The organism is Nocardia sp. NPDC049149, assembly GCF_043197455.1.
Classification (GTDB): domain Bacteria; phylum Actinomycetota; class Actinomycetes; order Mycobacteriales; family Mycobacteriaceae; genus Nocardia.
This window is the reverse complement of record NZ_JBICTD010000011.1, coordinates 20,359-41,341: the sequence shown is the minus strand read 5'-3', so window position 1 is coordinate 41,341 and position 20,983 is coordinate 20,359. Positions and strand designations below refer to the sequence as shown.

Here is a 20,983-nt window from a genome sequence, read left to right as displayed (position 1 = left end):
ACAGACCGAACCAGCCGATCAGGATGGCGACGGCCACCAGCAGAATCTCGAAGAAGACGACCACATTTGGAGTCTAACGACAACAGCGAGCCGGTACACAAACGACCCCGGTGCTTCCCGTCATAGTGGGGAAGCCCGGGGCCGTTAGCTGCATGAGGTTTCTTACATCCGTTTTTACTTGGCGACCGCGACGTCGACGGGGTGGATGCCCGCACCGTCGGGACGGATCTCCGCGGAGCCGTTGCCGGCCGAGGAGAGCGCCCGCACGGTCCATGCGCCCGGTGCCGCGAAGAAGCGGAAGTCGCCGGTGCCCGAGGCGACGACCTCGGCGGTGAAATCACCGTTGCCGTCGAGCAGGCGCACGAACGCGCCGCCGACCGGCTGCCCGTCGGTGCTCAGGACGCGGCCGGTGATGACCGTCTCCTTCTCCACGTCGACGCCTGCGGGGATGGCCTGACCCTGGGTAGGTGCTGCGCACATGGTTATGCTCCCAACTCGATCGGTGCACCGACGAGGGAGCCGTACTCGGTCCAGCTCCCGTCGTAGTTCTTGACATTGCTGTGGCCGAGCAGCTCCTGCAGCACGAACCAGGTGTGCGAGGAACGCTCGCCGATCCGGCAGTAAGCGATGGTCTGCTTCTCGCCGTCCAGGCCCGCTTCCTTATAGAGCTCGGCGAGCTCGGCGTCGGACTTGAAGGTGCCGTCTTCGTTCGCGGCCTTGCTCCACGGCACGTTGATGGCGCCGGGGATGTGGCCGGGGCGCTGGCTCTGTTCCTGCGGCAGGTGCGCGGGGGCCAGGATCTTGCCGGAGAACTCGTCGGGCGAACGGACGTCGACCAGGTTCTTGGTGCCGATCGCGGCGATGACCTCGTCGCGGAAGGCGCGGATCGACACGTCGGGGGCGGCGGCCTTGTAGGTGGTGGCCGGGCGGCTGACGCCGTCGGTGGACAGCGGACGGCCGTCGAGTTCCCACTTCTTACGGCCGCCGTCGAGCAGCTTGACGTTGTTGTGGCCGTACAGCTTGAAGTACCAGTAGGCGTAGGCGGCGAACCAGTTGTTGTTGCCGCCGTACAGCACAACCTCGTCGTCGTTCGAAATGCCGCGCGCCGAGAGCAGATCGGAGAACTGCTCCTGGTTCACGAAGTCACGACGAACCTGATCCTGCAGGTCCTTCTTCCAGTCGAGCCGGACGGCGCCCTCGATGTGGCCACCGTCGTAGGCGGAGGTGTCCTCGTCGACCTCGACGAATACGACGCCGGGGGCGTTGAGGTTCTCTTCGGCCCAGTCCACGGAGACCAGGACATCGGAGCGAGCCATGTTGTTCCTTTCAGATGACTTGCAAGGGTCAGTTCGGTGCCGGGGACCCGGCGGTGTGAGCGTCAGGCCCGGAGGAGGCAGCTTGCGTCACCACGGAGGGGTCGTGAACACCGCCAGTAGATGCAGTGGCCCGACGGAAACGGGCAACCAGGGGATAGATCTGGCAGCCCAGGCAAATCCCGAACGCCGCGTTCAAAAACGCTGCGAACAGGGCAAAGCCGGCGAACACCACGCCGACAACTGTGGAGCCGAGCACGAAGCCCAGCAGGCTGGCCACCGCGAAGACCAGGCCGAGCAGCTGCGCGAATTTCAGCGGCGGCACGGGTTCGGTCTCGGTGGTCGGGGCAACGCGCGGCGCGACGAATTTCGCGTAGATGCGGCCGTACGGATGCTTGCGCGGTCCGTAAGCCGCGCCGATCGCGAAGACGACGGCTTGGATGGCGATGAGCACCGCGGCGGCGACGGGGGAGAAGATGGCGGCGATCAGCACCAGGACCAGGACGGCGGTGGTGATCCACGCGGCGAAGCGGGGACCGCGAACATCGACCTGTCCGTTGGCATTTGGCTGATTTTGCGAAGTATTACGGATCTCAGTGGACATTGTGCGTACTCCTGAGCTGGATGCGACTGGTGGCGGGAAAATTGCCAGTTCGCCGGGGGATCAAGAGATCACTCGCGCGGCGAACAAAGGTCGGCGTCAGGAAATCTGAGAGGGCCGACCGCTCAGCGGCACAGGCAGCAACAACCACCGAGGCGACACAGATCCACTGTGCGGCGTCGGGTGAGCATCAGCTCGTGGTTGGAAAGCACGAATGCAGTTTACCCAATTGGGCGGGCTAATTGGAGCCCGGGTTGCCGACAGTTCCGAATCGGGTCTGTCAAGGCGGCTATGCGGACGGCGCGTGCGCGCGCTAAGCAGCCACGGTCAGCGGCTCGAGCGCCGAGCGCAGATCGGTCATCTTCGGCACGCCGGAGATCCGAAAGCGTTCGCGCCCTTCACTATCGAAGACGAACGTGGTCGGCAGCGAGAGCACGTTGAGTTCCTTGGCCAGCGCGGGCTCGGCGTCGATGTCGACCTCGATGTCCAGCGGCGGCTGCGGCGACTCGGCCAGCTGGCCGGTGACATCGGCGACCACGCGCCGGACCGCGGCGCACGGCCCGCACCAGTCGGCGGAGAAGTGCAGCACGGCGGGGCCGGTTCCGGTGACGCCGACGGTGGCGAGCAGATCGGCGCGCGCGGACCGGGTTTCGATGACGTCGGCGACCCTGACTTTGCCGTCCCTGCGGCGCAGCACGATCCCCACCGCCAGCGCGGCGAGCAACATCACTGCCAGAATTGTGATTTCAATCATGGTTGTTGCAATCGGTCGAGGTCGATCGTGACGTTCACGCCCTTGCCCTGCACCACGATTTGTCCGCCGTCTGCACGGACTTTCATGGGCTGGACACCGAACGGCAATTCCTTGATGTCGATAGTACGGGTGAACGCCGCGAGCACCGCTGGGCGTTGCTGCTCGGGCAGCATCGCGACCGGGACGGTGGTGGTGTCCGCGCCCTTGCACGAGCCGGTCGCCACGATCTTGACCTGACCGCCGTCGAGGAACAGGTCGGCCTGCACGGCCACGTTCTCGCCGGCGAACTGGGCGCCCGATTGCTCGGGCAGGGTGCCGGTGAGGCACAGCTTGCCGTCGGTGGTGGTCATCCCCGACCCGCCGGATCCGCCGGTGCCGTCGGATTTATCCGCCTCCGCGCCGTGCACCTGCAGGTTCGGGATGTTGAACAGCCTGCCGAGCTCGGTCGGCTTGATCCGCAGCGAGCTGTCGATCTGCTCCACCGGGACGTTGCGCAGGCTGCCGTCGACCAGCTCGTGCAGCGGCAGCCGCACGCCGGTCAGCGTCGCCTCGAGCGGGAGCTCACCCGGAATATCGGGGCGCTTGCCGTAGGCCCGCATCAGCACCTTGTCGTAGCGGCCGTTGGCGGCTTCGACAAGGAACGGAAAGCTGCCGATGGACACCTCGGGGTCGGCGGCGAGGTCGGCGCCCGTGCGTAGCGCGCGCGAGACTCGATATTCCGAATAGGCCGCGACGCTGAAATCGATGACCACTGCCAGTCCCGCGAGAATCAGCAGCCCGATGATGAGCTTGCGCATTGCTGAACCTTATCGGCACCGTGCCTACGGTGCATTTCTGGTATCAGACATATCACTTGGGGTGCGTCGGCAACCCGGATGGCGAGGTCATCGGGGTTCACAGGCTAATCTTGCATCCGAATTACCTGTGATCAGCGACGTGGCCCCCGGCAGTGTGGCTGTTGTCCTCGGAGCTACGAGATGGGAGGAGAAGCTTGTGGAGCTGCTCCTGCTGACCTCTGACCCCAACCCCGAGTCGGTGCTGCCCTCGTTGGCCTTGCTGGCGCACAACGTGCGTCCGGCGCCCACCGAGGTCTCCTCGCTGCTCGAGGCGGGATCCGCGGATGTCGCACTTGTCGATGCGCGCACCGATCTCGCCGCCGCGCGCGGCCTGTGCCGCCTGCTCGGCAGCACCGGGTCGTCGGTGCCGGTCGTCGCGGTGCTGACCGAGGGCGGCCTGGTCGCGGTGAACGCGGACTGGGGCCTCGACGACATCTTGCTGCCCGGCACCGGGCCTGCCGAACTGGACGCCAGACTGCGGCTGCTCGTCGGCCGCAACGGCGGCGTCGCCAGCCCGGAGAACAGCGGCAAGATCACCCTCGGTGAGCTGGTGATCGACGAGGGCACCTACACCGCGCGGTTGCGCGGGCGGCCGCTCGATCTCACCTACAAGGAATTCGAACTGCTCAAGTATCTCGCGCAGCACGCGGGCCGGGTGTTCACCAGGGCCCAGCTGCTGCAGGAGGTCTGGGGCTACGACTTCTTCGGCGGCACCCGCACGGTCGACGTGCACGTCCGACGGCTGCGCGCCAAGCTCGGCAGCGAGTACGAGTCGCTGATCGGCACCGTGCGCAATGTCGGCTACAAGGCGGTGCGGCCGTCGCGGACCGCGAAGGGCGAGGCGGTGCCTGCCGCGGACGACGAGCAGGAGGGGACCGACGACGTGCCGCTGGCTCCGGTCAACGGCTCTGCGCAGTGAGTTCGGCGCCCGCGCCGAATATTCCGAAACACCGACGCGTCATTATGTGTTCGCACGACGTTCAAGCGTCCGATCGGTGCCGCCGACCGGCCGCGAAATGTTGAGCGACGCAATGACGTTGTCCGGGTGGGGAACCCACTCGGGGACCCGACACCCGGCGACGAATGGAGTCCGATGACCGGCGCGGCAACACGGTGGACCGAGCGCATCGGCGCGGAAGCGGCCGCCGAGGTCCGGCAGTTGCTCGACCGCGCGACCGTCGCCGACGGGGTTGCTCCGATCTCCGAACAAGCCGTTCTTTCGCTGGCAACGGCCGACGAACCCGAGGTGAGGCACCTGCTCGCCGAGCAGGACGGCCGGATTGCCGGCTACGCGAATCTTGTTCCCGCGCATGGTGAACATCCCGCCATGGCCGAGGTCGCGGTCGATCCGCCCGCGCGCGGCAACGGCATCGGCACCGGCCTGGTCGCGGCCGCGCTCGCCGAGGGCGGGCCTGGCACCAGGGTCTGGGCGCACGGCGATCGGCCCGCCGCCAAAGCCGTCGCGGCCCGTCTCGGCCTGCACACCGCGCGCGAGTTGTGGCAAATGCGCAGGGCATTGGCAACGCCAGAGCTACCTGGTCTTCCCGTGCGAAGTGGAGTGACTCTCCGCACTTACTCCGGACCTGCCGACAACGCCGAATTGTTGCGCGTGAACAACGCCGCCTTCGCCTGGCATCCAGAACAGGGCGGCTGGTCCGAACGTGACATCGAGGCACGTCGCGCCGAGCCGTGGTTCGACCCGAATGGTCTGTTCCTCGCGACCGACACCGCGCATCCGGAGCGGGTCCTCGGATTCCATTGGACCAAGGTGCATTACGACGAAAAACCGCCGATCGGTGAGGTGTACGTGGTCGGCATCGACCCGGCCGCGCAGGGGCGTGGGCTCGGCCGCCTGCTCACCCTCGCCGGGCTGCACTATCTACGCGATCGCGGCCTCGCCGAGGTGCTGCTCTACACCGAGGCCGACAACGCCTCTGCCGTACACACTTACACCCGGCTCGGGTTCGCTCCCGCCCATAGTGATGTCGCGTATTCGGCGGCCGAAACTGAATAGCAGGGGCCGCTCCGGGGGTGCCTGAGTAAAACTGCGGCTAATGTCACACATAACGGGCTCAATCGCGCTTGCCTGTTCACCCGCCGTTCACTCAGGTCGGTCCAGCTGTCAACCACGTGACTTTACGTTGATTGGTGGGGAGCCCACGGCTGCCTGGTGCGCAAGCTTCTCGCGAACTGCACCACATCACCCGTCCGGGCCGGTGAGGGACCGGACGAGTAAGACGTCCTTCCGGAGGAATAGTGAATCTCAAGCGCAGCAGCGCCCTCGTTGGTGTGCTGGCCGTTGGTGCCATGACCCTCGTCGGGTGTGGCAGTGACGACAACACCACCACCAACACCGGCAACACTGCCAAGTCGGACATCGCGTGCGGCGGGAAGAAGGCGCTCAAGGCCAGCGGTTCGTCCGCGCAGAAGAACGCGGTGGAGCGCTTCACCGCCGCCTACGAGGCCAACTGCGACGGCGCGACGCTGAACTACACCTCCAGCGGCTCCGGCGCGGGCGTCAACGAATTCATCGGCGGCCAGACCGATTTCGGCGGTTCCGACTCGCCGCTCAGCGCGAAGAAGGAAGAGCCCGCCAAGGCGCAGGAACGCTGTGGCTCCCCGGCGTGGAACCTGCCGACCGTGTTCGGTCCGATCGCCGTCACCTACAACATCGACGGCGTCAAGGACCTGGTGCTCGACGGCCCGACCGCGGCCAAGGTCTTCAACGGAACCGTCGCCACCTGGGACGCGCCGGAGATCAAGGCGCTCAACCCGAACGCGAAGCTGCCCTCCGACAAGATCGCGGTGATCTTCCGCAGCGACGAGTCGGGCACCACCGACAACTTCCAGCTCTACCTGGATGCCGCCTCCGACGGCGCCTGGGGCAAGGGTGCGGGCAAGGCCTTCCAGGGCGGTATCGGTGAGGGCGCCAAGGGCAACGAGGGCACCTCGGCCGCCATCAAGAGCACCAAGAACTCGATCACCTACAACGAGTGGTCGTTCGCGAAGGCGCAGAGCCTGTCCATCGCGCAGATCGTCACCTCGGCCTCCAAGGACCCGGTGAAGCTGACCTCCGAGTCCGCAGGCAAGGCCATCGACGGCGCGAAGATCAAGGGCGAGGGCAACGACCTGGTGCTCGACACCAGCTCGTTCTACAAGCCGACCGTGGCGGGCGCCTACCCGATCATCCTGCCCACCTATGAGATCGTCTGCTCGAAGTACAAGGACGCCGACACTGCCAAGGCGGTCAAGGCATTCCTGACCTCGGCGACCACCAACGGTCAGAAGGGTCTCGACGAGGCCGGTTACGTGCCGATCCCCGACAAGTTCAAGACCCGCCTGACCACCGCGATCAACGCCATCTCCTGATAGCGCAGCCATGACCGTGCACCCTGAGGTGACCGCAGCGGGCTCGTCGGATTCGACGGGCCTGCGGGCGGCCGGAAACAAAGCTCCCATGTCGAGTGAACCGAGCACCGAACCAGCCAAGAAGGTTCAAACCCCGCACAGCAATCGGGCGGAGATCGTATTCCGTTCGCTGGCAACAGCAGCGGGCGCGATCATCGTCGCCGCGATCGCGCTGATCGCGCTATTCCTGCTGATCCGCGCGGTGCCCTCGGTCATGGCGAATCACGCGAACTTCTTCACCAGCACCGAGTTCAACACCACGGACGGCAACAACCTCCGGTTCGGTATCCGCGACCTGTTCATGGTCACGGTGTTGAGCTCGATCTTCGCGCTGGCCGTCGCGGTGCCGATCGGCGTCGGCATCGCACTGTTTCTGACCAACTACGCCCCGAAGGCGCTGGCGAAGCCGTTCGCCACGCTGACCGATCTGCTGGCCGCGGTGCCGTCGATCGTGTTCGGCCTGTGGGGCTTCCTGGTACTCGCGCCGCAGCTGAAGGGCGTACAGGAGTTCCTGAACAACAAGCTCGGCTGGTTCTTCCTCTTCGGCGACGGCAACGTGTCCATCTCCGGCGGTGGCACGATCTTCACCGCGGGCGTGGTGCTCGCGGTGATGATCCTGCCGATCATCACCTCGGTGTCGCGTGAGGTCTTCAGCCTGACGCCGGTGGCGCACGTCGAAGCCGCGCACGCACTCGGCGCGACCAAGTGGGAGATGGTGCGGATGACCGTGCTGCCCTACGGCCGCAGCGGTGTGATCGCGGGCTCGATGCTCGGGCTCGGGCGCGCGCTCGGCGAGACCATCGCGGTGTTGGTGGTTTTGAAGACCGCCACCCAGGGCGGCAGCTGGTCGCTGTTCGACGGCGGCTACACCTTCGCCTCCCGGATCGCCGCGTCCGCCTCGGAATTCAGCTCGCCGCTGCCGACGGGCGCCTACATCGCGGCAGGCTTCGTGTTGTTCGCGCTGACCTTCGTCGTCAACGCGCTCGCGCGATTCGCCGCGGGCGGAAGGGTGAACGGCTGATGACAACGACAACGCTCGACAAGCCGATCAAGGCGCCGACGTTCCGCGACGTCAGCACCGGCCGCAAGATCCGCAACCAGATCGCGACCATCGTGGTCTGGCTCTGCTTCGCGATCGCGCTCGTTCCGCTCGCGTGGGTGCTGATCATGGTGGTCAGCAAAGGCTTCGACGCGATCGCGTCGCTGGACTGGTGGCAGAAGTCGCAGAAGGGCATCCTGCCCGACCAGTTCGGTGGCGGCATCTACCACGCCATTTACGGCACCGTCGTGCAGTCGGCGATCGCCGCGGTGATCGCGGTGCCGATCGGCATCATGGCCGCCGTCTACCTGGTCGAATACGGCCGCGGCTGGCTGGCCAAGACCACCACCTTCATGGTGGACATCCTCGCGGGTGTGCCGTCCATCGTCGCGGCCCTGTTCATCTTCGCGCTGTGGATCGCCACGATCGGCTTCCCACAAAGTGCCTTCGCGGTGTCGCTGGCCATGGTGCTGTTGATGCTGCCGGTGGTGGTGCGCAGCACCGAGGAAATGTTGAAGCTCGTTCCGGACGAGCTGCGCGAGGCGTCCTATGCGCTCGGAATTCCCAAGTGGAAGACCATCGTTCGGATCGTGGTGCCGACGGCGCTGCCCGGCATGATCAGCGGCATCCTGCTCGCGCTCGCCCGCGTGATGGGTGAGACCGCGCCGGTGCTCGTGCTGGTCGGTTACAGCAAGTCGATCAACACCAACCTGTTCGACGGCAACATGGCCTCGCTGCCGCTGCTGATCTACCAGGAGCTGGCGAACCCGGAAGCGGCCGGTCGGGCGCGGGTGTGGGGTGCGGCCCTGACGCTCATTCTGCTGATCGCGCTGTTGTACGTGGCAGCGGCGGTCGTCAGCAAGTGGCTCACGCGGAATCGATAGAAGCGAAACGGATAACTCAGATGGCCAAGCGGATCGACGTCAAAGACCTGAACATCTACTACGGCAAGTTTCACGCTGTCGCCGAGGTGAAGCTGAGCGTGTTGCCGCGCAGTGTCACCGCCTTCATCGGACCGTCGGGTTGCGGTAAGTCCACGGTGCTGCGCTCGCTCAATCGCATGCACGAGGTGATTCCCGGCGCCCGCGTCGAAGGTGCGGTGCTGCTGGACGGCGAAGACATCTACGGTGCGACGGTCGACCCGGTCGGCGTGCGGCGCACCATCGGCATGGTGTTCCAGCGCCCGAACCCGTTCCCCACCATGTCGATTCGCGACAACGTGGTGGCCGGGCTCAAGCTGCAGGGTGTGCGCAACAAGAAGGAGCTCGACGAGGTCGCCGAGCGCTCGCTGCGCGGTGCCAACCTGTGGAACGAGGTCAAGGATCGTCTGGACAAGCCGGGTGGTGGCCTGTCCGGCGGTCAGCAGCAGCGACTGTGCATCGCCCGTGCGATCGCGGTGTCCCCGGACGTGCTGCTGATGGACGAGCCGTGTTCGGCGCTCGACCCGATCTCCACGCTCGCGATCGAGGACCTGATCACCGAGCTGAAGAAGGAATTCACCATCGTCATCGTCACCCACAACATGCAGCAGGCTGCGCGCGTGAGTGACCAGACCGGCTTCTTCAACCTGGAGGCCCAGGGCAAGCCGGGTCGGCTGATCGAGATCGACGACACCGAGAAGATCTTCTCCAACCCCGGCCAGAAGGCGACGGAGGACTACATCTCCGGTCGCTTCGGCTAAAAGGCAAGCGCCGCAAGAACAGAAAGGCCCGCACCGGTTAGGTGCGGGCTTTTTCTGCGTGTGTCAGCCGGAGCGAGTGTGTCGTCTGTGGCGTTCGGGCGGCGGCGGCGCGGCCGGGATGTCGGGCGCCGCCGGAGGTTTCGGGTAGGGCATACCGAATAGGTTGGGTATCAACCTATTCGGGGGAATCCGAGGGTTCTCAGGCCTCGACGTCCGGGTCCGGCGGGAGCACGCCGGTGACGAGGAAGATGACGCGGCGGCCGATTTCGACGGCGTGGTCGGCGAAGCGCTCGTAGTAGCGGCCGAGCAGGGTGACGTCGACCGCGGCGGCGACGCCGTACTTCCAGTCCCGGTCCATCAGCAGGCTGAAGAGGTGACGGTGCAGATCGTCCATCGCCTCGTCGTCCTCGTTGAGCTGCGCGGCGCGCTCCGGATCACGGGTCTCCAGCACCTCTTTGGCGCCTGCGCCCATGTTGACGGCGATGCGGCCCATCTCGGCGAAGTAGCCGTTGACCGCCTCGGGTAGCGCGTGATTGGGGTGCCGCCTGCGCGCCACCTTGGCGACGTGCAGTGCCAGTGCGCCCATGCGGTTCACGTCGGCAACGATCTGGATCGCGCTCACCACTTGCCGCAGGTCTCCAGCGACCGGTGCCTGCAACGCAAGCAGCGCGAACGCTTTCTCCTCGGCGTCCTGGATCAGCTCGGCGATCCGGTCGGACTCGGTGATCACCTGCTCTGCCAGAGCGAGGTCGGCTTGGAGCAATGACTGGGTGGCCCGATCCATGGCCGCCCCCGCCAGACCGGCCATCTCGCCCAACAGGTGGGCGAGATCGGCCATTTGCTCGTTGTAGATGACACGCATGAAATCAGACATTAGTTCCCGGCGCTGACGGTGTCACCAACGGAGGGTGAATGCCCGGTGCTGATGGTTAGCGGTGGTGTTGCCGCAGGTGGGGCCGTGGCTATTTGCAGGTGTCGTCCGCGGCGTTCATATGTTCCAGATCGGAGGGCAACACGACCGGCGTCGCATCCACGGCAGGCGTGGTCGACACGTTCGTGATCGGGTCACCGAACGGCGTCGGCGGCTTGATCACCCCGCCGTAGTTCTCGCCGAGCACGACCTCGACGGTGGCGCCGAGCTCGTTGGCCTGCTCCAAGGTTGCCCCGGCGATCGAGGTGGCGACCGTCGCCGCCTCGGCCTCGTGCCCGCTGGAGTAGCGGATCTTGGTGGTCTTGGACGACCCCTCCGAGAAGTTGCCGGTGCTGTTGATCTGGAAACCCTGGTTGGCCAGCTTGGTGGCCGCGGTGGCTGCCATGCCCGCCGTCCCGGTGCCGTTGGAGACCAGCAGTGGGACGCTGCCCGGGTTGACCGCGGTCAGCTTCGGCGGGGCAGGCGGCGGTGCCGTGCTCGACCCGGGCGGCGGTGGCGCCTTCTTCTCGCCGGGCAGCGGCCGATCGTCGATGATCGCGCGGAAGATGGCCTTGATGTCGGTTTCGCGCGGGATCTCGTTGCCGTAGGAGGTGGTGCCCGCGGTCGGGATGGTCAGGAAGGTCACCGCGCCCGCGTCGACCTTCTGCAGCGAACGGCCGAGGGTCAGCAGGTCGTTCGCGTTGACCCGGTCTACCCAGGTGTGTTTGGTGAACGCGTCGATGAAGCCGCGTAACTTGCCAGGATCGAACAGCACCTTGCTGGAGAGCGCACCGCGCAGCAGCGATGCGAGGAACCGCTGCTGCCGGTTGATGCGGTCGTAGTCGCTGCGCTCCTCACCCTTCACGTGCCTGGCCCGCACGTAGTTGAGCGCGGTCTCGCCCGAAATATGTTGCTGCCCAGAGGTTTCCAGGACGGTGCCGAGGACGTCGTCGATGATCGGTTTCGTCGTGCAGACATCGACGCCGCCGACCTGATCGACCATGCCTTCGAAACCGGCGAAGTCGATGCTGATGAAATGCCCGATGGTCAGGCCCGTCATCTTCTTGATCACGTTCACCAGGCACTTCGGTCCGCCGAGTGCGTAGACGGCGTTGAGCTTGTCACCGATGGCCGACGGGAAGGATTCGCTGGTGTACTGGACCTTTTCGTTGTCCCAGCCGTTGCACACCGGCCGGGTGACATCGAGGTCGCGGGGGAAGGAGACGACGACGACCCGCGAGCGGTTCTTCGGAATGTTCACCAGCATGACCGTGTCCGCGCGGGAACCTTCGGCGTCGTCGAGCGTGCCCGCGCCGAGCTGGCCGTTCGCGCCGACCCTGGTGTCGGTGCCGACGAGCAGGAAGTTCTCGTCACCGAGCTGCGCGCCCGAGTCGACGACATCGTCTTCGTTGCCGTCGATCGCCTCCACCTGGGTGAAGCCGTTGGTGGTATAGCGCAGATAGCTCCAGCCGCCACCGGTGGACAGTAAGCAGAGCACGGCGAACATCACCAGGGTCGAGCGTCCGATGACGCGCAGGCGCTTGTTGCGACGCTGTTTACTGGCCGCCAGCCGGGACAGGGGGACGGCGCCGACCGATTTGGGTGGTGCGGCACCGTCGCTGCTGGTGCTGTCCTTCTTGCGCTTGGCGCGTGGGGTCTCGTCGAGCGGCGGCAGGATGTCGGTGACCTCTTCGGCCGCCTCCGGTTTGGCGCGGGCGGGCGGCGGAGTGCGCCTGCTGTCCTCGGTGGGCGGGCGCCGGTCGGGCGTCCGCGCAGCCGGGGTGCCCGCGATGTCCTGGGCTACCGGGGAACTGCCCGTGCGCGGCGGCGTGGCGGCCGGGCGGCGCGGCGGCTGCTCGGCCGGGCGGCGCGCGGCGGGGTCGGCTTGGCGTCGGGCGGTGGGATCGCTCTGCCGCCTGGCTGCCGGGTCTGGCGGGCGCGGTGCGGGGTCGGCCTGTCGCCGTGTCTGTTCCGCCGGCCTGCGCGGCGCCTGGTCCGCGGGCGGTGCCGCATCGGGGCGGCGCGCGGTGCGTCCTGGCTCGGGCGCGGCGGAACGCCGGGAGCGACGGCCGGTGCGCTCGTTGTCGACCTTCTCGACGAGATCCTGCACCGTGAGCGGTGCGGCGCCGGGGTCGTCGGTCGCTTCGGTATGGCGGGAGCGCCGAGACGACCGGGAGCCGTCTCGTTCGGTGTTCTCCGCCGTGGGATAGCGCTCCCACGGGGCGCGACCTCCGGGCCGTGGCAAATGCCCGTGCCGATCGTCACCCACCAACGAACCTCGCTTTTCGTCTTCGTCGCCGCCTCGGGCCTGACTCGACCGGCATGACCGATTCCGCAATGATAACGATTCCGCCACGGCGAGCCACACGAGTCTGAAATCGAATAGGCCACAGTGTCGTTTGGATACCCAGTTCGCGGGCGCGATGCCTGGTTATCGGCCGTCGGCGAGTCGCGCTCGCCCGCCAGACTTCTCGGCCGCGCCGCGCAATTCGAGCCACCGCTGTGCAAGCCTCGACCGCACCGCGGGCTGCGCCGACCGCTCGGCACCGTCGGTCGTTGCTGTGCGCCCTCAGCCGCCGCTGTGCATCACGTCGGCGCCGTGCGGGACGGCGGGGTCCTCCGGGTCGTCGAGCCAGCCGTGCGGTAGCGAGACCTTGCCGGGGGAGCCCTGTCTACCGCGGGGGCCCTCGGCGTCTCTGGGGAACGGGGCCGTCGGATCGAGCTGCCCGACAAGGTCTTCCAACTCCGTGAGGTGCGACACCGTCGCGAACGCCCTGCGCAGCTCGGCGCCGACCGGGAAGCCCATCAGATACCAGGCCATGTGCTTGCGTAGGTCGCGCATGGCCTTGTCCTCGCCGAGCAGTTCCGCGAGCAGCGCACCGTGCCGGTACAGCACCTCGCCGACGCGGCCGAGATCCGGCGCCTCGGGCAGCGGTTGGCCGCGCAGCGCCGCCTGGATTTCGGCGAACAGCCACGGGCGGCCGAGGCAGCCGCGGCCGACAACGACTCCGTCGCAGCCGGTTTCGTCCATCATCCGCACCGCGTCGGCGGCGGAGAAGATATCGCCGTTGCCGAGCACCGGGATCGTGGTGACGGCTTCCTTCAGCCGCGCGATGGCCGTCCAGTCGGCCTGGCCGGAGTAACGCTGCGCCGCGGTCCGTGCGTGCAGCGCAACCGCTTGCGCGCCTTCGGCTTCCGCGATGCGGCCGGCGTCGAGGTAGGTCAGGTGCTCGTCGTCGATGCCGATGCGGAACTTCACCGTCACCGGCACGCCCGCCGGTTCGGCCGCGAGCACCATGGCGCGCACGATCTGGCGGAACAACTCGCGCTTGTAGGGCAGCGCGGCGCCGCCGCCGAGCCGGGTGACCTTCGGCACCGGGCAGCCGAAGTTCATGTCGATGTGATCGGCCATCCCCTCGCCGACGATGATCCGCACGGCCTCGCCGAGGGTGGCCGGGTCTACGCCGTAGAGCTGCATCGACCGCGGCGACTCGTCCGCGTCGAACGACATCATCTCCAGCGTCTTCTCGTTGCGCTCGACCACCGCCCGCGCGGTGATCATCTCGCAGACATAGATCGAGGTCGGGCTGCCGAATTCGCGGCACAGCTTGCGGAACGCCAGGTTCGTGATGCCCGCCATCGGCGCGAGCACCACCGCAGGATCGACCGGATACGGCCCGATCCGCAAGGTGGTCGCCGCCTCGGAAGTCATCGTCACGCCGTCCAGTGTCTCATTTCCGCACGTAAGGAGCCTGCCGGGGTCGGCAGGCCCGGCAACTCGGCTCGGTGTCCTGCCGTTGCGCCAGGCGGGCGAGTCTGCCGCTTCGCACGACGCGCCGATGACACGCCACGGCGGAATATCCGGGCGGCAGAGCCGAGTTCGGCTTCGTATGAAGATCGGAATCAGCACCTTTCTGACGGATGAGGGCATCAGCGGTACGAAGCTCGGGCCTGCGCTGGAGGACCGAGGGTTCGATGCGCTGTTTCTCGCCGAGCATTCCCACATTCCCGCGAGCAGGGCGACCCCGTATCCGGCGGGTGGTGAGTTGCCGCGGCAGTACTACCGCACGCTGGATCCGTTCGTCGCGCTCAGCGCGGTCGCGGTCGTCACCGAGCGGCTGCTCCTCGGCACCGGGGTCACCCTGCTCATCCAGCGCGACCTCATCCACACGGCCAAGGAGGTCGCCTCCCTCGACGTGATCTCGAACGGACGCGTCGTCTTCGGGGTGGGAGCTGGCTGGAACCGCGAGGAGATGGCCAACCACGGCACCGACCCGCGCACGCGCGGTGCCCTGCTCGACGAACAGCTCGAGGCTGTCCGGGTGATCTGGAGCGAGGATCTCGCCGAATACCATGGCCGCTTCATCGATTTCGATCCGCTGTACGCGTGGCCGAAGCCGGTGCAGCAGCCACATCCGCCGATCTTCGTCGGCGGCGGGCAGGCCGCGGCCAAGCGCGCCATCCAGCACGGCGTCGGCTGGATACCGATCGGGGTGTCGGACCCGGCCGAGGTGCCTGCTCAGCTCGCTCTGCTCGAAGGGCATGACCTTCCGGTGGTCGTCAACACCGACCCCGATCCCGCGGTGCTCGATGCTTACGCCGAGGCAGGGGTGGTGCGGGCGAACTTCTTTCTGCCGACCCTGCCCGAGTCGGAAACGCTGCAAGCGTTGGATGAGTTCGCGAAGGTCGCCGATCCGTACCTCGGGTAGTCGGCGCGGGCCGGTCGCGGCTCAGCCGTCGACCGGCCCGCAGTGCAGCTGAGCGATCATACGGAATCCGTTACCCCGCAGCCGGATTCGCCGACCAAGGGTCAGCCGAGGTCGGGGAGCCGGTCGGCCAGATCGGCCAGCTCCCACGGACCGGCCGTCTCGATGGTCTGTGCGGCGGTCCAGCCGTTGAGCACCGAGATCGCGCCGCCCTGCACCGCGAAAACCTTGCCGGTGATCGGGCACTTCTCCTGCGCGAGGTAGCCGACGATGGGTGAAATGTTTTCCGGGGCAAAGGCATCGAACTCGCCCTCGGGCACCTCCTCGGCGAACATCGCGCCCATGCCAGGGGTCGCGAGGGTGAGCCGGGTTCTGGCGACCGGAGCAATGGCGTTGGCGCGCACGCCATATCGCTCGAGTTCGAGCGCGGCCACCTGAGTCATCGCCGCGATCCCCGCCTTTGCCGCGCCGTAGTTCGCCTGGCCGGGGTTCGGCATGAACGTGCCGGACGCGGAGGCGGTGTTGATCACCGAGGCGGCGACCTGTTTGCCTGCCTTCGACTGTTCCTTCCAGTACGCGGCAGCATGGTGCAGCACCGCGAAATGGCCCTTGAGGTGTACCGCGATCACCGAATCCCATTGCGTCTCATCCATGGTGGCGATGAACGCGTCCCGCAGGATGCCCGCATTGTTGACCAGGATGTCCAGCCCGCCGAAGGTGCTGATCGCCCGCTCGACCAGACCTCGCGCGCCCGCCCATTCGGCGATGTTCGCGGTGTCGGCGACCGCGCGCCCGCCCGCGGCGATGATCTCGTCGACCACCTGCTTGGCAGGCCAGGCATCGGCGCCGCTGCCCTCGTTGTCGCCGCCGAGGTCGTTGACCACGACGGCGGCGCCTTCGGCGGCCAGCAGCAGCGCGTGTGCCCTGCCGATGCCGCGGCCTGCACCGGTGATGATGGCGACGCGTCCGTCCAGCGAACCCATGTCGTTCCTTTCGAAGAGGGGAGTGGTCAGGCGAGCAGACCGGCGAGGTTGGTGAGGGAGGCGTCGAGTTCCTTGGTGGACGCGCGCTCGACCGCGGCGCCGATGGCGCCGACCATCATCTGGCTGACGAACTCGGCGTCGATGGTGACCAGTGCTCCGGTCGCGCCGCTCGGCGCGACGGTCAGCGTGAAGCTGATCTGCGCGCCCGCCATTCCGGTGCCGGAGAACTTCGTCGAGTTCGGGGCGTCGTAGTCCTCGACGGTGAAGGTGATGGTGTTGGCCATCCCCATGATGGTGAGCACCTCGGTCATGGTGGCGCCGGTGGACAGCTGCGCAGGCGGCTGCTCTTTCCACTTGGTGTGCACGGTCAGCCACTCTTCGAAGCGGCTCGGGTCGGACAGCACCGCCCACACCTTCTCCTGTGCGACCGGAAACTCCTTGGAAACCTTGGCCTGTGCCATGGCAGTTCTTCCTTTCTTCAGCGTTGGGCAGGCCGGTAGGCGGTGACGAATGCCGCGCCGCCGAGGCCGATGTTGTGGGCGAGTGCGACTTTCGCGTCGGTGACCTGACGGGCATCGGCCGCGCCGCGCAATTGCCAGGTGAGTTCGGCACATTGGGCGAGGCCGGTGGCGCCGAGGGGATGGCCCTTGGAGATCAGACCGCCGGACGGATTGACCACCCAGCGGCCGCCGTAGGTGGTGTCCTCGGCGTCGACGAGCTTGTGACCCTCGCCCGCGCCGCACAGGCCGAGTGCCTCGTAGGTGAGCAGCTCGTTGGGGGAGAAGCAGTCGTGCAGTTCGATGACATCGACATCGTCGGGCCCGATCTCGGCCTGCTCGTACACCTTTCGGGCCGCGGCGGCGGTCATGTCGACGCCGACCAGCGAGCGCGCGGTCTTCGTGGCGAAGGTGGATTCGAGGTCGCTCACCATCGCCTGGCCGACGATCTCGACCGCCTGGTCGGCGAGATCGTGCTCGTCGACGAAGCGTTCGCTGGCCAGCACCGCGGCGCCCGACCCGTCCGAGGTCGGTGAGCACTGCAGCCGGGTGAGGCCGAGCGGCTCGTACACCATTTTCGCGGCGTTGATCTCGTCGAGCGTGTACACGTCGCGGAACTGCGCGTACGGATTGTTCGCCGAATGCCGGTGGTTCTTCTCGGCGATCTTGGCGAAATGCGCAGGGGTGGAGCCGTACTGCTCCATGTGCTCGACGCCCGCCGCGCCGAACATCCACGGCGCCACCGGCATCGCGAAGTCCCGCAACTGGGCCAGCGCCTCGATGTGGCGCAGCAGCGGCTGTTCCCGATCGCTGTAACCGGCCTGCAGCGAACCGGATTGCATCTTCTCGAAGCCGAGAGCCATGGTGCAGTCGGCAAGGCCGCCGCGAATCGCCCTGGCGGCCAAGTACAGCGCCGAGGTCCCGGTGGAGCAGTTGTTGTTGACGTTGACCACCGGCAGCCCGGTCAGCCCGAGCTCGTAGATGGCGCGCTGCCCGCTCGTCGAATCGCCGTAGACGTAACCGACATACGCTTCCTGCACCTGGTCGTAGCGGATGCCCGCGTCGGCGAGCGCGTCGCTGCCCGACTCCTTCGCCATGGCCGGGTAGTCCCAGCCCTCGCGGCGGCCTGGCTTCTCGAACTTCGTCATGCCGACACCGATGACGAAAACCCTGTTGCTCATGTCGTTTTCCTGTCCACTGGTGGCTCGAACTCCGCGAGCCCGTCCTTGATGACGAATGTGTCGTTGTCGGACCAGGTTTCGAAGGCGTAGCGGTCGCGCCCGTCCGCGTGGCCGGTTGCCCACACGGCGGTGGTGATGGTCTGTCCTGGAAAGGCGGGTGAACTCAACCGCACCGCAAGCCGTTTCAGCTTCGCCGGGTCGTCCGGGCTGATCCGGGTGATCAGCCCGTGTGACAGGGTCGCGATGGTGCACAGGCCGTGCACGATGATGCCGGGCAGACCCATCGCCTTGGCGAAGTCGTCGTCGAGGTGGATCGGCATCGGATCGCCCGCCGCGTCGGCGTAGCGGAAGGTCTGGTCGGTGTCGAAGGTGTGCGCCATGGTGAAGTCCGGCGCGAGCACCCGCAGGCCCGCCTCGAATCCGTGCGCCGGGCTCGGCTCGCCACGGCTGCCGTCGAAGACGCCGCCACGGAAGAAGCCGACGAAGAACTGTTCGTTGACGAGGTCACCCGCGTCGCGGCTGTGCGTCTCGATGTGCGCGGTGACCACCACGCCCGAGGATTTGCCCTCGATGCCGATCGGCCTTGCCCGCACCGCGAGCGTCTCACCCGGCTCGATCGGCCGGTGGAAACGGAAGTCGTGCTCGCCGTGCAGGATCCGCAACATCAGGTCGTCGGGCACCACCGACATCGCGGCGTCGGCCATCGGCACCATGATCGGCACGACCGCGAAAACCGGTGGCGCGTAGACACCCTCGGTGTGCTGCCGGATCGGATCGTTGGTCGCCGCCGCGTAAGCGATTGTGCGTGCCCGGTCCACCGTGAACGTGTCCTGCGCGCCCCAGGCGCCCAACTGTTCGAGACGGAATTCGGATCCGTCGGTCACTGGTATCACACCTGTCCTCCCTGGTCGGCGTCGTTGCCTACGTCGTCAACGCTAGGAATCAGCGGGCGCGGCCGGGATGACCGCGCTGCGCTCGTTCCGTGACCGCCGCGCTCACCGCATCCGGCCTGGTAGGTTCGCCTCGACCAGTGACGCAGGAGGTTGGGGTGGCGGCAAGGACGGTGCCGATCGACTTCGTGCGCTCCGCCGTCGCCACCGCCCAGCGCCAGGGCGTCGACATCGTGCAGCTGTTGGACAGCGTCGGCGTCGCGCCGGAGCTGCTCGCGCAGGATCGGGCGCGGGTGACCGTCGACCAGATGGCCGCCACCGTGCGGGAGCTGTGGCGGATCAGCGACGACGAGCTGTTCGGGCTCGGCCCGGCCCCCGTCCCGCGCGGTTCGATCCGGCTGGTCGGCTTCGGCCTCGTCGCCTGCCCCGATCTCGGCGCGGCGATCCGGCGCTTCGGCGAATATCAGCGGCTACTACCCGGCCTGCCGCCGACAGCGGTCACCAGCACCGGCGGACGCACCAGGGCCACCCTCGACACCAGTGTGTTCATGGAGGGGGAGGAACTACTCACCGTCTTCCTGCTCGCCGCGATGCATCGGATCATGTCCTGGGGCATCGGTCGCCGAGTTGCCTTGCACCAGGTGGAATTTCCGTATCAGCGCCCGCGCAACATCGACGACTACGACCTGGTGTTCGCGGCCCCGCTGGTCTTCGGCGCGGCGACCGCGGCCATCACGTTCGACACCGACCTGCTCGCCGCGCCGCTGACGCGCACCGAAGACGACCTGATCGAGTGGACCCGCAACGCGCCGGTCGACGTCCTGTCCCGGCGCGACTACGGAACCTCGCTCGCCGAACAGGTGCGCAAGATCCTCGCGCGCGGACTCGGCGGCGACCGAGGGGCGGCCGGGACGGGTGAGCGCTGGCCGACCGCGGACGAGGTCGCCAAGCGACTGGCCATGAGCCCACAGACGGTGCGCCGCAAGCTCGGTGAGGAAGGCACCTCGATCACCCAGATCCGCGAGGACATCCTGCGCGACGCGGCGGTGGCCAGTCTGGTGCGCGGCGACGAGACGGTCGAGGCGCTCTCGGCCCGGCTCGGCTTCTCCGAACCGAGCGCCTTCCGGCGCGCGTTCCGCCGCTGGACCGGCAGCCCGCCGGGCTCCTATCGCCGGGTCGCCTCGGACAGCTGAGTCCTACAGGTCGCGAACGCGGCGGTGGTACTTCTCCCGGATCTCGGGATCGGGCTGCGCGTATGCCGTTGTCGCCCCGGTCTTTCGCGCGACGAACAGCTGGGCACGGTAAGGCAGGAGCTGCGCGGACTTGATGATCGCGGACAGTCGGCGCGGCACCGTCACCAACGGCTTGTCCTGCACCACGGTCCGCACGATCGCCTGTGCGACGTCCTCGGGATCCACGGTGGTCATCGGCTCGATCCAGCTCGGCATGTTCGCACCGGCGGACAGTTCGGTGCGCACGATGCCGGGCAGCACCGCCGAGACCCGGATGCCGTGCTCCTTCAACTCCAGATGCAGCGCCGAGGTGAAACCGATCACCGCGTGCTTGGTCGCGCAGTAGGTGGCCAGCCCCGGAAAGCCTTGGGTGCCAGCGAGTGACGCGATGTTGATGAGGTGCCCGTTGCGCTGATCCGCCCCTGCTGCCTTGGCGCGCGCCAGGAAACGCTTGGTGGCCAGCCGCGAACCGGTGATCACCCCGCGCAGGTTGATGTCGACGATCCGGTCGGTCATCGCCTCGTCCTCGTCGGCGAACAACCCGGTCGGCATGATGCCCGCGTTGTTGACGAGCACATCCAGTGGGCCGAGCTCCTTTTCGAGGGCGTCCAGGAACGCGGCGAACGACGCGCGATCGGTGACGTTCAGCGGCAGCCCGATGATCTTCGCGTCCGGGTCGGCGCCGAGCTCGGCCGCGGTCTTGGCGACGAGCTCCACATCGATGTCGCCGATCGCGACCGCGGCGCCCGCGCCGAGGAACGCCTCGGCGGTGGCCTTGCCGATGCCGCGGGCGCCGCCCGTGATCGCGACGACCTGTCCGGTGAGCGCGGGGCCGTCCTTCGGTGCACTGGTCATGTTCTCGGCCTTCCTGTTTCGGCGTCGATCGAGTGCTGCCGGTCGGCCTCGATCGGGTGCGGCCGGTCGGGATCGGTCATCCGCAGCCGAACAGAGC

The 20,983-nt window shown here is 67.2% G+C and carries 20 protein-coding genes and 1 pseudogene; 8 read left to right on the top strand and 13 right to left on the bottom strand.

What is annotated here, in order from left to right; all coding sequences use genetic code 11:
* Positions 1–174 precede the first annotated feature (174 nt).
* The 5 genes and pseudogenes from ACGFNJ_RS35380 to ACGFNJ_RS35360 all read right to left on the bottom strand — a co-directional run bounded on the left by ACGFNJ_RS35380 (position 175) and on the right by ACGFNJ_RS35360 (position 3,465).
* Positions 175–480 carry a DUF1416 domain-containing protein gene (locus tag ACGFNJ_RS35380; RefSeq protein ID WP_014981486.1) on the bottom strand — a complete coding sequence of 102 codons (306 nt, stop codon included), beginning with the start codon at positions 478–480 and terminating at the stop codon, positions 175–177.
* A gap of 2 nt (positions 481–482) precedes the next feature.
* Complete coding sequence (locus ACGFNJ_RS35375) at positions 483–1,316, bottom strand: sulfurtransferase (protein ID WP_393458599.1); 834 nt, start codon at positions 1,314–1,316, stop codon at positions 483–485.
* A 121-nt stretch (positions 1,317–1,437) separates the two neighbouring features.
* Positions 1,438–1,917: pseudogene (locus tag ACGFNJ_RS35370) on the bottom strand (DUF4395 domain-containing protein); the annotation flags it as partial.
* Positions 1,918–2,227: 310 nt separating this feature from the next.
* Positions 2,228–2,668 carry a thioredoxin family protein gene (locus ACGFNJ_RS35365; RefSeq protein ID WP_393458596.1) on the bottom strand — a complete coding sequence of 147 codons (441 nt, stop codon included), beginning with the start codon at positions 2,666–2,668 and terminating at the stop codon, positions 2,228–2,230.
* Entirely contained in the window at positions 2,665–3,465 is an 801-nt protein-coding gene (locus tag ACGFNJ_RS35360; RefSeq protein ID WP_393458593.1) for an LmeA family phospholipid-binding protein, read from the bottom strand. Before ACGFNJ_RS35360 ends, ACGFNJ_RS35365 begins: the two co-directional genes overlap by 4 nt.
* 196 nt (positions 3,466–3,661) lie before the next feature.
* Here ACGFNJ_RS35360 and ACGFNJ_RS35355 point away from each other — a divergent pair, with 196 nt between their 5' ends.
* The 6 genes from ACGFNJ_RS35355 to pstB all read left to right on the top strand — a co-directional run bounded on the left by ACGFNJ_RS35355 (position 3,662) and on the right by pstB (position 9,632).
* On the top strand, positions 3,662–4,423 hold the full coding sequence (locus ACGFNJ_RS35355) for a winged-helix domain-containing protein (protein WP_393458590.1): 762 nt from the start codon (positions 3,662–3,664) through the stop codon (positions 4,421–4,423).
* Positions 4,424–4,597: 174 nt separating this feature from the next.
* The gene (mshD, locus tag ACGFNJ_RS35350; RefSeq protein ID WP_393459236.1) at positions 4,598–5,518 is read left to right on the top strand and encodes a mycothiol synthase; all 921 of its coding nucleotides are present in this window, start codon (positions 4,598–4,600) and stop codon (positions 5,516–5,518) included.
* Between the two features lie 242 nt (positions 5,519–5,760).
* Positions 5,761–6,873, top strand: coding sequence for a phosphate ABC transporter substrate-binding protein PstS (gene pstS / locus ACGFNJ_RS35345; protein ID WP_393458587.1), 1,113 nt, complete (start codon positions 5,761–5,763; stop codon positions 6,871–6,873).
* A gap of 88 nt (positions 6,874–6,961) precedes the next feature.
* Positions 6,962–7,933 (top strand): phosphate ABC transporter permease subunit PstC, encoded by a 972-nt coding sequence (gene pstC / locus ACGFNJ_RS35340; protein WP_393459231.1) that lies wholly within the window; start codon positions 6,962–6,964, stop codon positions 7,931–7,933.
* Positions 7,933–8,835, top strand: coding sequence for a phosphate ABC transporter permease PstA (gene pstA, locus ACGFNJ_RS35335; protein WP_393458584.1), 903 nt, complete (start codon positions 7,933–7,935; stop codon positions 8,833–8,835). Before pstC ends, pstA begins: the two co-directional genes overlap by 1 nt.
* Before the next feature lie 20 nt (positions 8,836–8,855).
* Entirely contained in the window at positions 8,856–9,632 is a 777-nt protein-coding gene (pstB, locus tag ACGFNJ_RS35330) for a phosphate ABC transporter ATP-binding protein PstB (protein ID WP_393458581.1), read from the top strand.
* A 199-nt stretch (positions 9,633–9,831) separates the two neighbouring features.
* On the opposite strand, the gene phoU is transcribed toward pstB, so the two are convergent.
* The 3 genes from phoU to dusB all read right to left on the bottom strand — a co-directional run bounded on the left by phoU (position 9,832) and on the right by dusB (position 14,254).
* Entirely contained in the window at positions 9,832–10,494 is a 663-nt protein-coding gene (gene phoU, locus ACGFNJ_RS35325; RefSeq protein WP_069165695.1) for a phosphate signaling complex protein PhoU, read from the bottom strand.
* Positions 10,495–10,594: 100 nt separating this feature from the next.
* Positions 10,595–12,811, bottom strand: coding sequence for an LCP family protein (locus tag ACGFNJ_RS35320; RefSeq protein WP_393458577.1), 2,217 nt, complete (start codon positions 12,809–12,811; stop codon positions 10,595–10,597).
* A 300-nt stretch (positions 12,812–13,111) separates the two neighbouring features.
* On the bottom strand, positions 13,112–14,254 hold the full coding sequence (gene dusB / locus ACGFNJ_RS35315) for a tRNA dihydrouridine synthase DusB (protein WP_393459228.1): 1,143 nt from the start codon (positions 14,252–14,254) through the stop codon (positions 13,112–13,114).
* Positions 14,255–14,432: 178 nt separating this feature from the next.
* Here dusB and ACGFNJ_RS35310 point away from each other — a divergent pair, with 178 nt between their 5' ends.
* Complete coding sequence (locus ACGFNJ_RS35310) at positions 14,433–15,251, top strand: LLM class F420-dependent oxidoreductase (protein ID WP_393458574.1); 819 nt, start codon at positions 14,433–14,435, stop codon at positions 15,249–15,251.
* A 101-nt stretch (positions 15,252–15,352) separates the two neighbouring features.
* Here ACGFNJ_RS35310 and ACGFNJ_RS35305 read toward each other — a convergent pair whose 3' ends face one another.
* From ACGFNJ_RS35305 to ACGFNJ_RS35290, 4 genes are read right to left on the bottom strand one after another with little or no spacing between them, the layout of a single operon-like run.
* Complete coding sequence (locus tag ACGFNJ_RS35305; RefSeq protein ID WP_393458571.1) at positions 15,353–16,231, bottom strand: SDR family oxidoreductase; 879 nt, start codon at positions 16,229–16,231, stop codon at positions 15,353–15,355.
* Positions 16,232–16,257: 26 nt separating this feature from the next.
* Complete coding sequence (locus ACGFNJ_RS35300) at positions 16,258–16,692, bottom strand: SRPBCC family protein (protein ID WP_393458568.1); 435 nt, start codon at positions 16,690–16,692, stop codon at positions 16,258–16,260.
* 17 nt (positions 16,693–16,709) lie between these two features.
* Positions 16,710–17,909 carry a lipid-transfer protein gene (locus ACGFNJ_RS35295; protein ID WP_393458565.1) on the bottom strand — a complete coding sequence of 400 codons (1,200 nt, stop codon included), beginning with the start codon at positions 17,907–17,909 and terminating at the stop codon, positions 16,710–16,712.
* A complete protein-coding gene (locus tag ACGFNJ_RS35290; protein ID WP_393458562.1) occupies positions 17,906–18,793 on the bottom strand; it encodes a MaoC/PaaZ C-terminal domain-containing protein in 888 nt (295 codons plus the stop codon). The genes ACGFNJ_RS35295 and ACGFNJ_RS35290 overlap by 4 nt, the downstream gene beginning before the upstream one ends.
* 146 nt (positions 18,794–18,939) lie before the next feature.
* Here ACGFNJ_RS35290 and ACGFNJ_RS35285 point away from each other — a divergent pair, with 146 nt between their 5' ends.
* On the top strand, positions 18,940–19,992 hold the full coding sequence (locus ACGFNJ_RS35285; protein WP_393458559.1) for an AraC family transcriptional regulator: 1,053 nt from the start codon (positions 18,940–18,942) through the stop codon (positions 19,990–19,992).
* Positions 19,993–19,995: 3 nt separating this feature from the next.
* On the opposite strand, the gene ACGFNJ_RS35280 is transcribed toward ACGFNJ_RS35285, so the two are convergent.
* Positions 19,996–20,886, bottom strand: coding sequence for an SDR family oxidoreductase (locus ACGFNJ_RS35280; protein WP_393458556.1), 891 nt, complete (start codon positions 20,884–20,886; stop codon positions 19,996–19,998).
* Between the last annotated feature and the right edge of the window lie 97 nt (positions 20,887–20,983).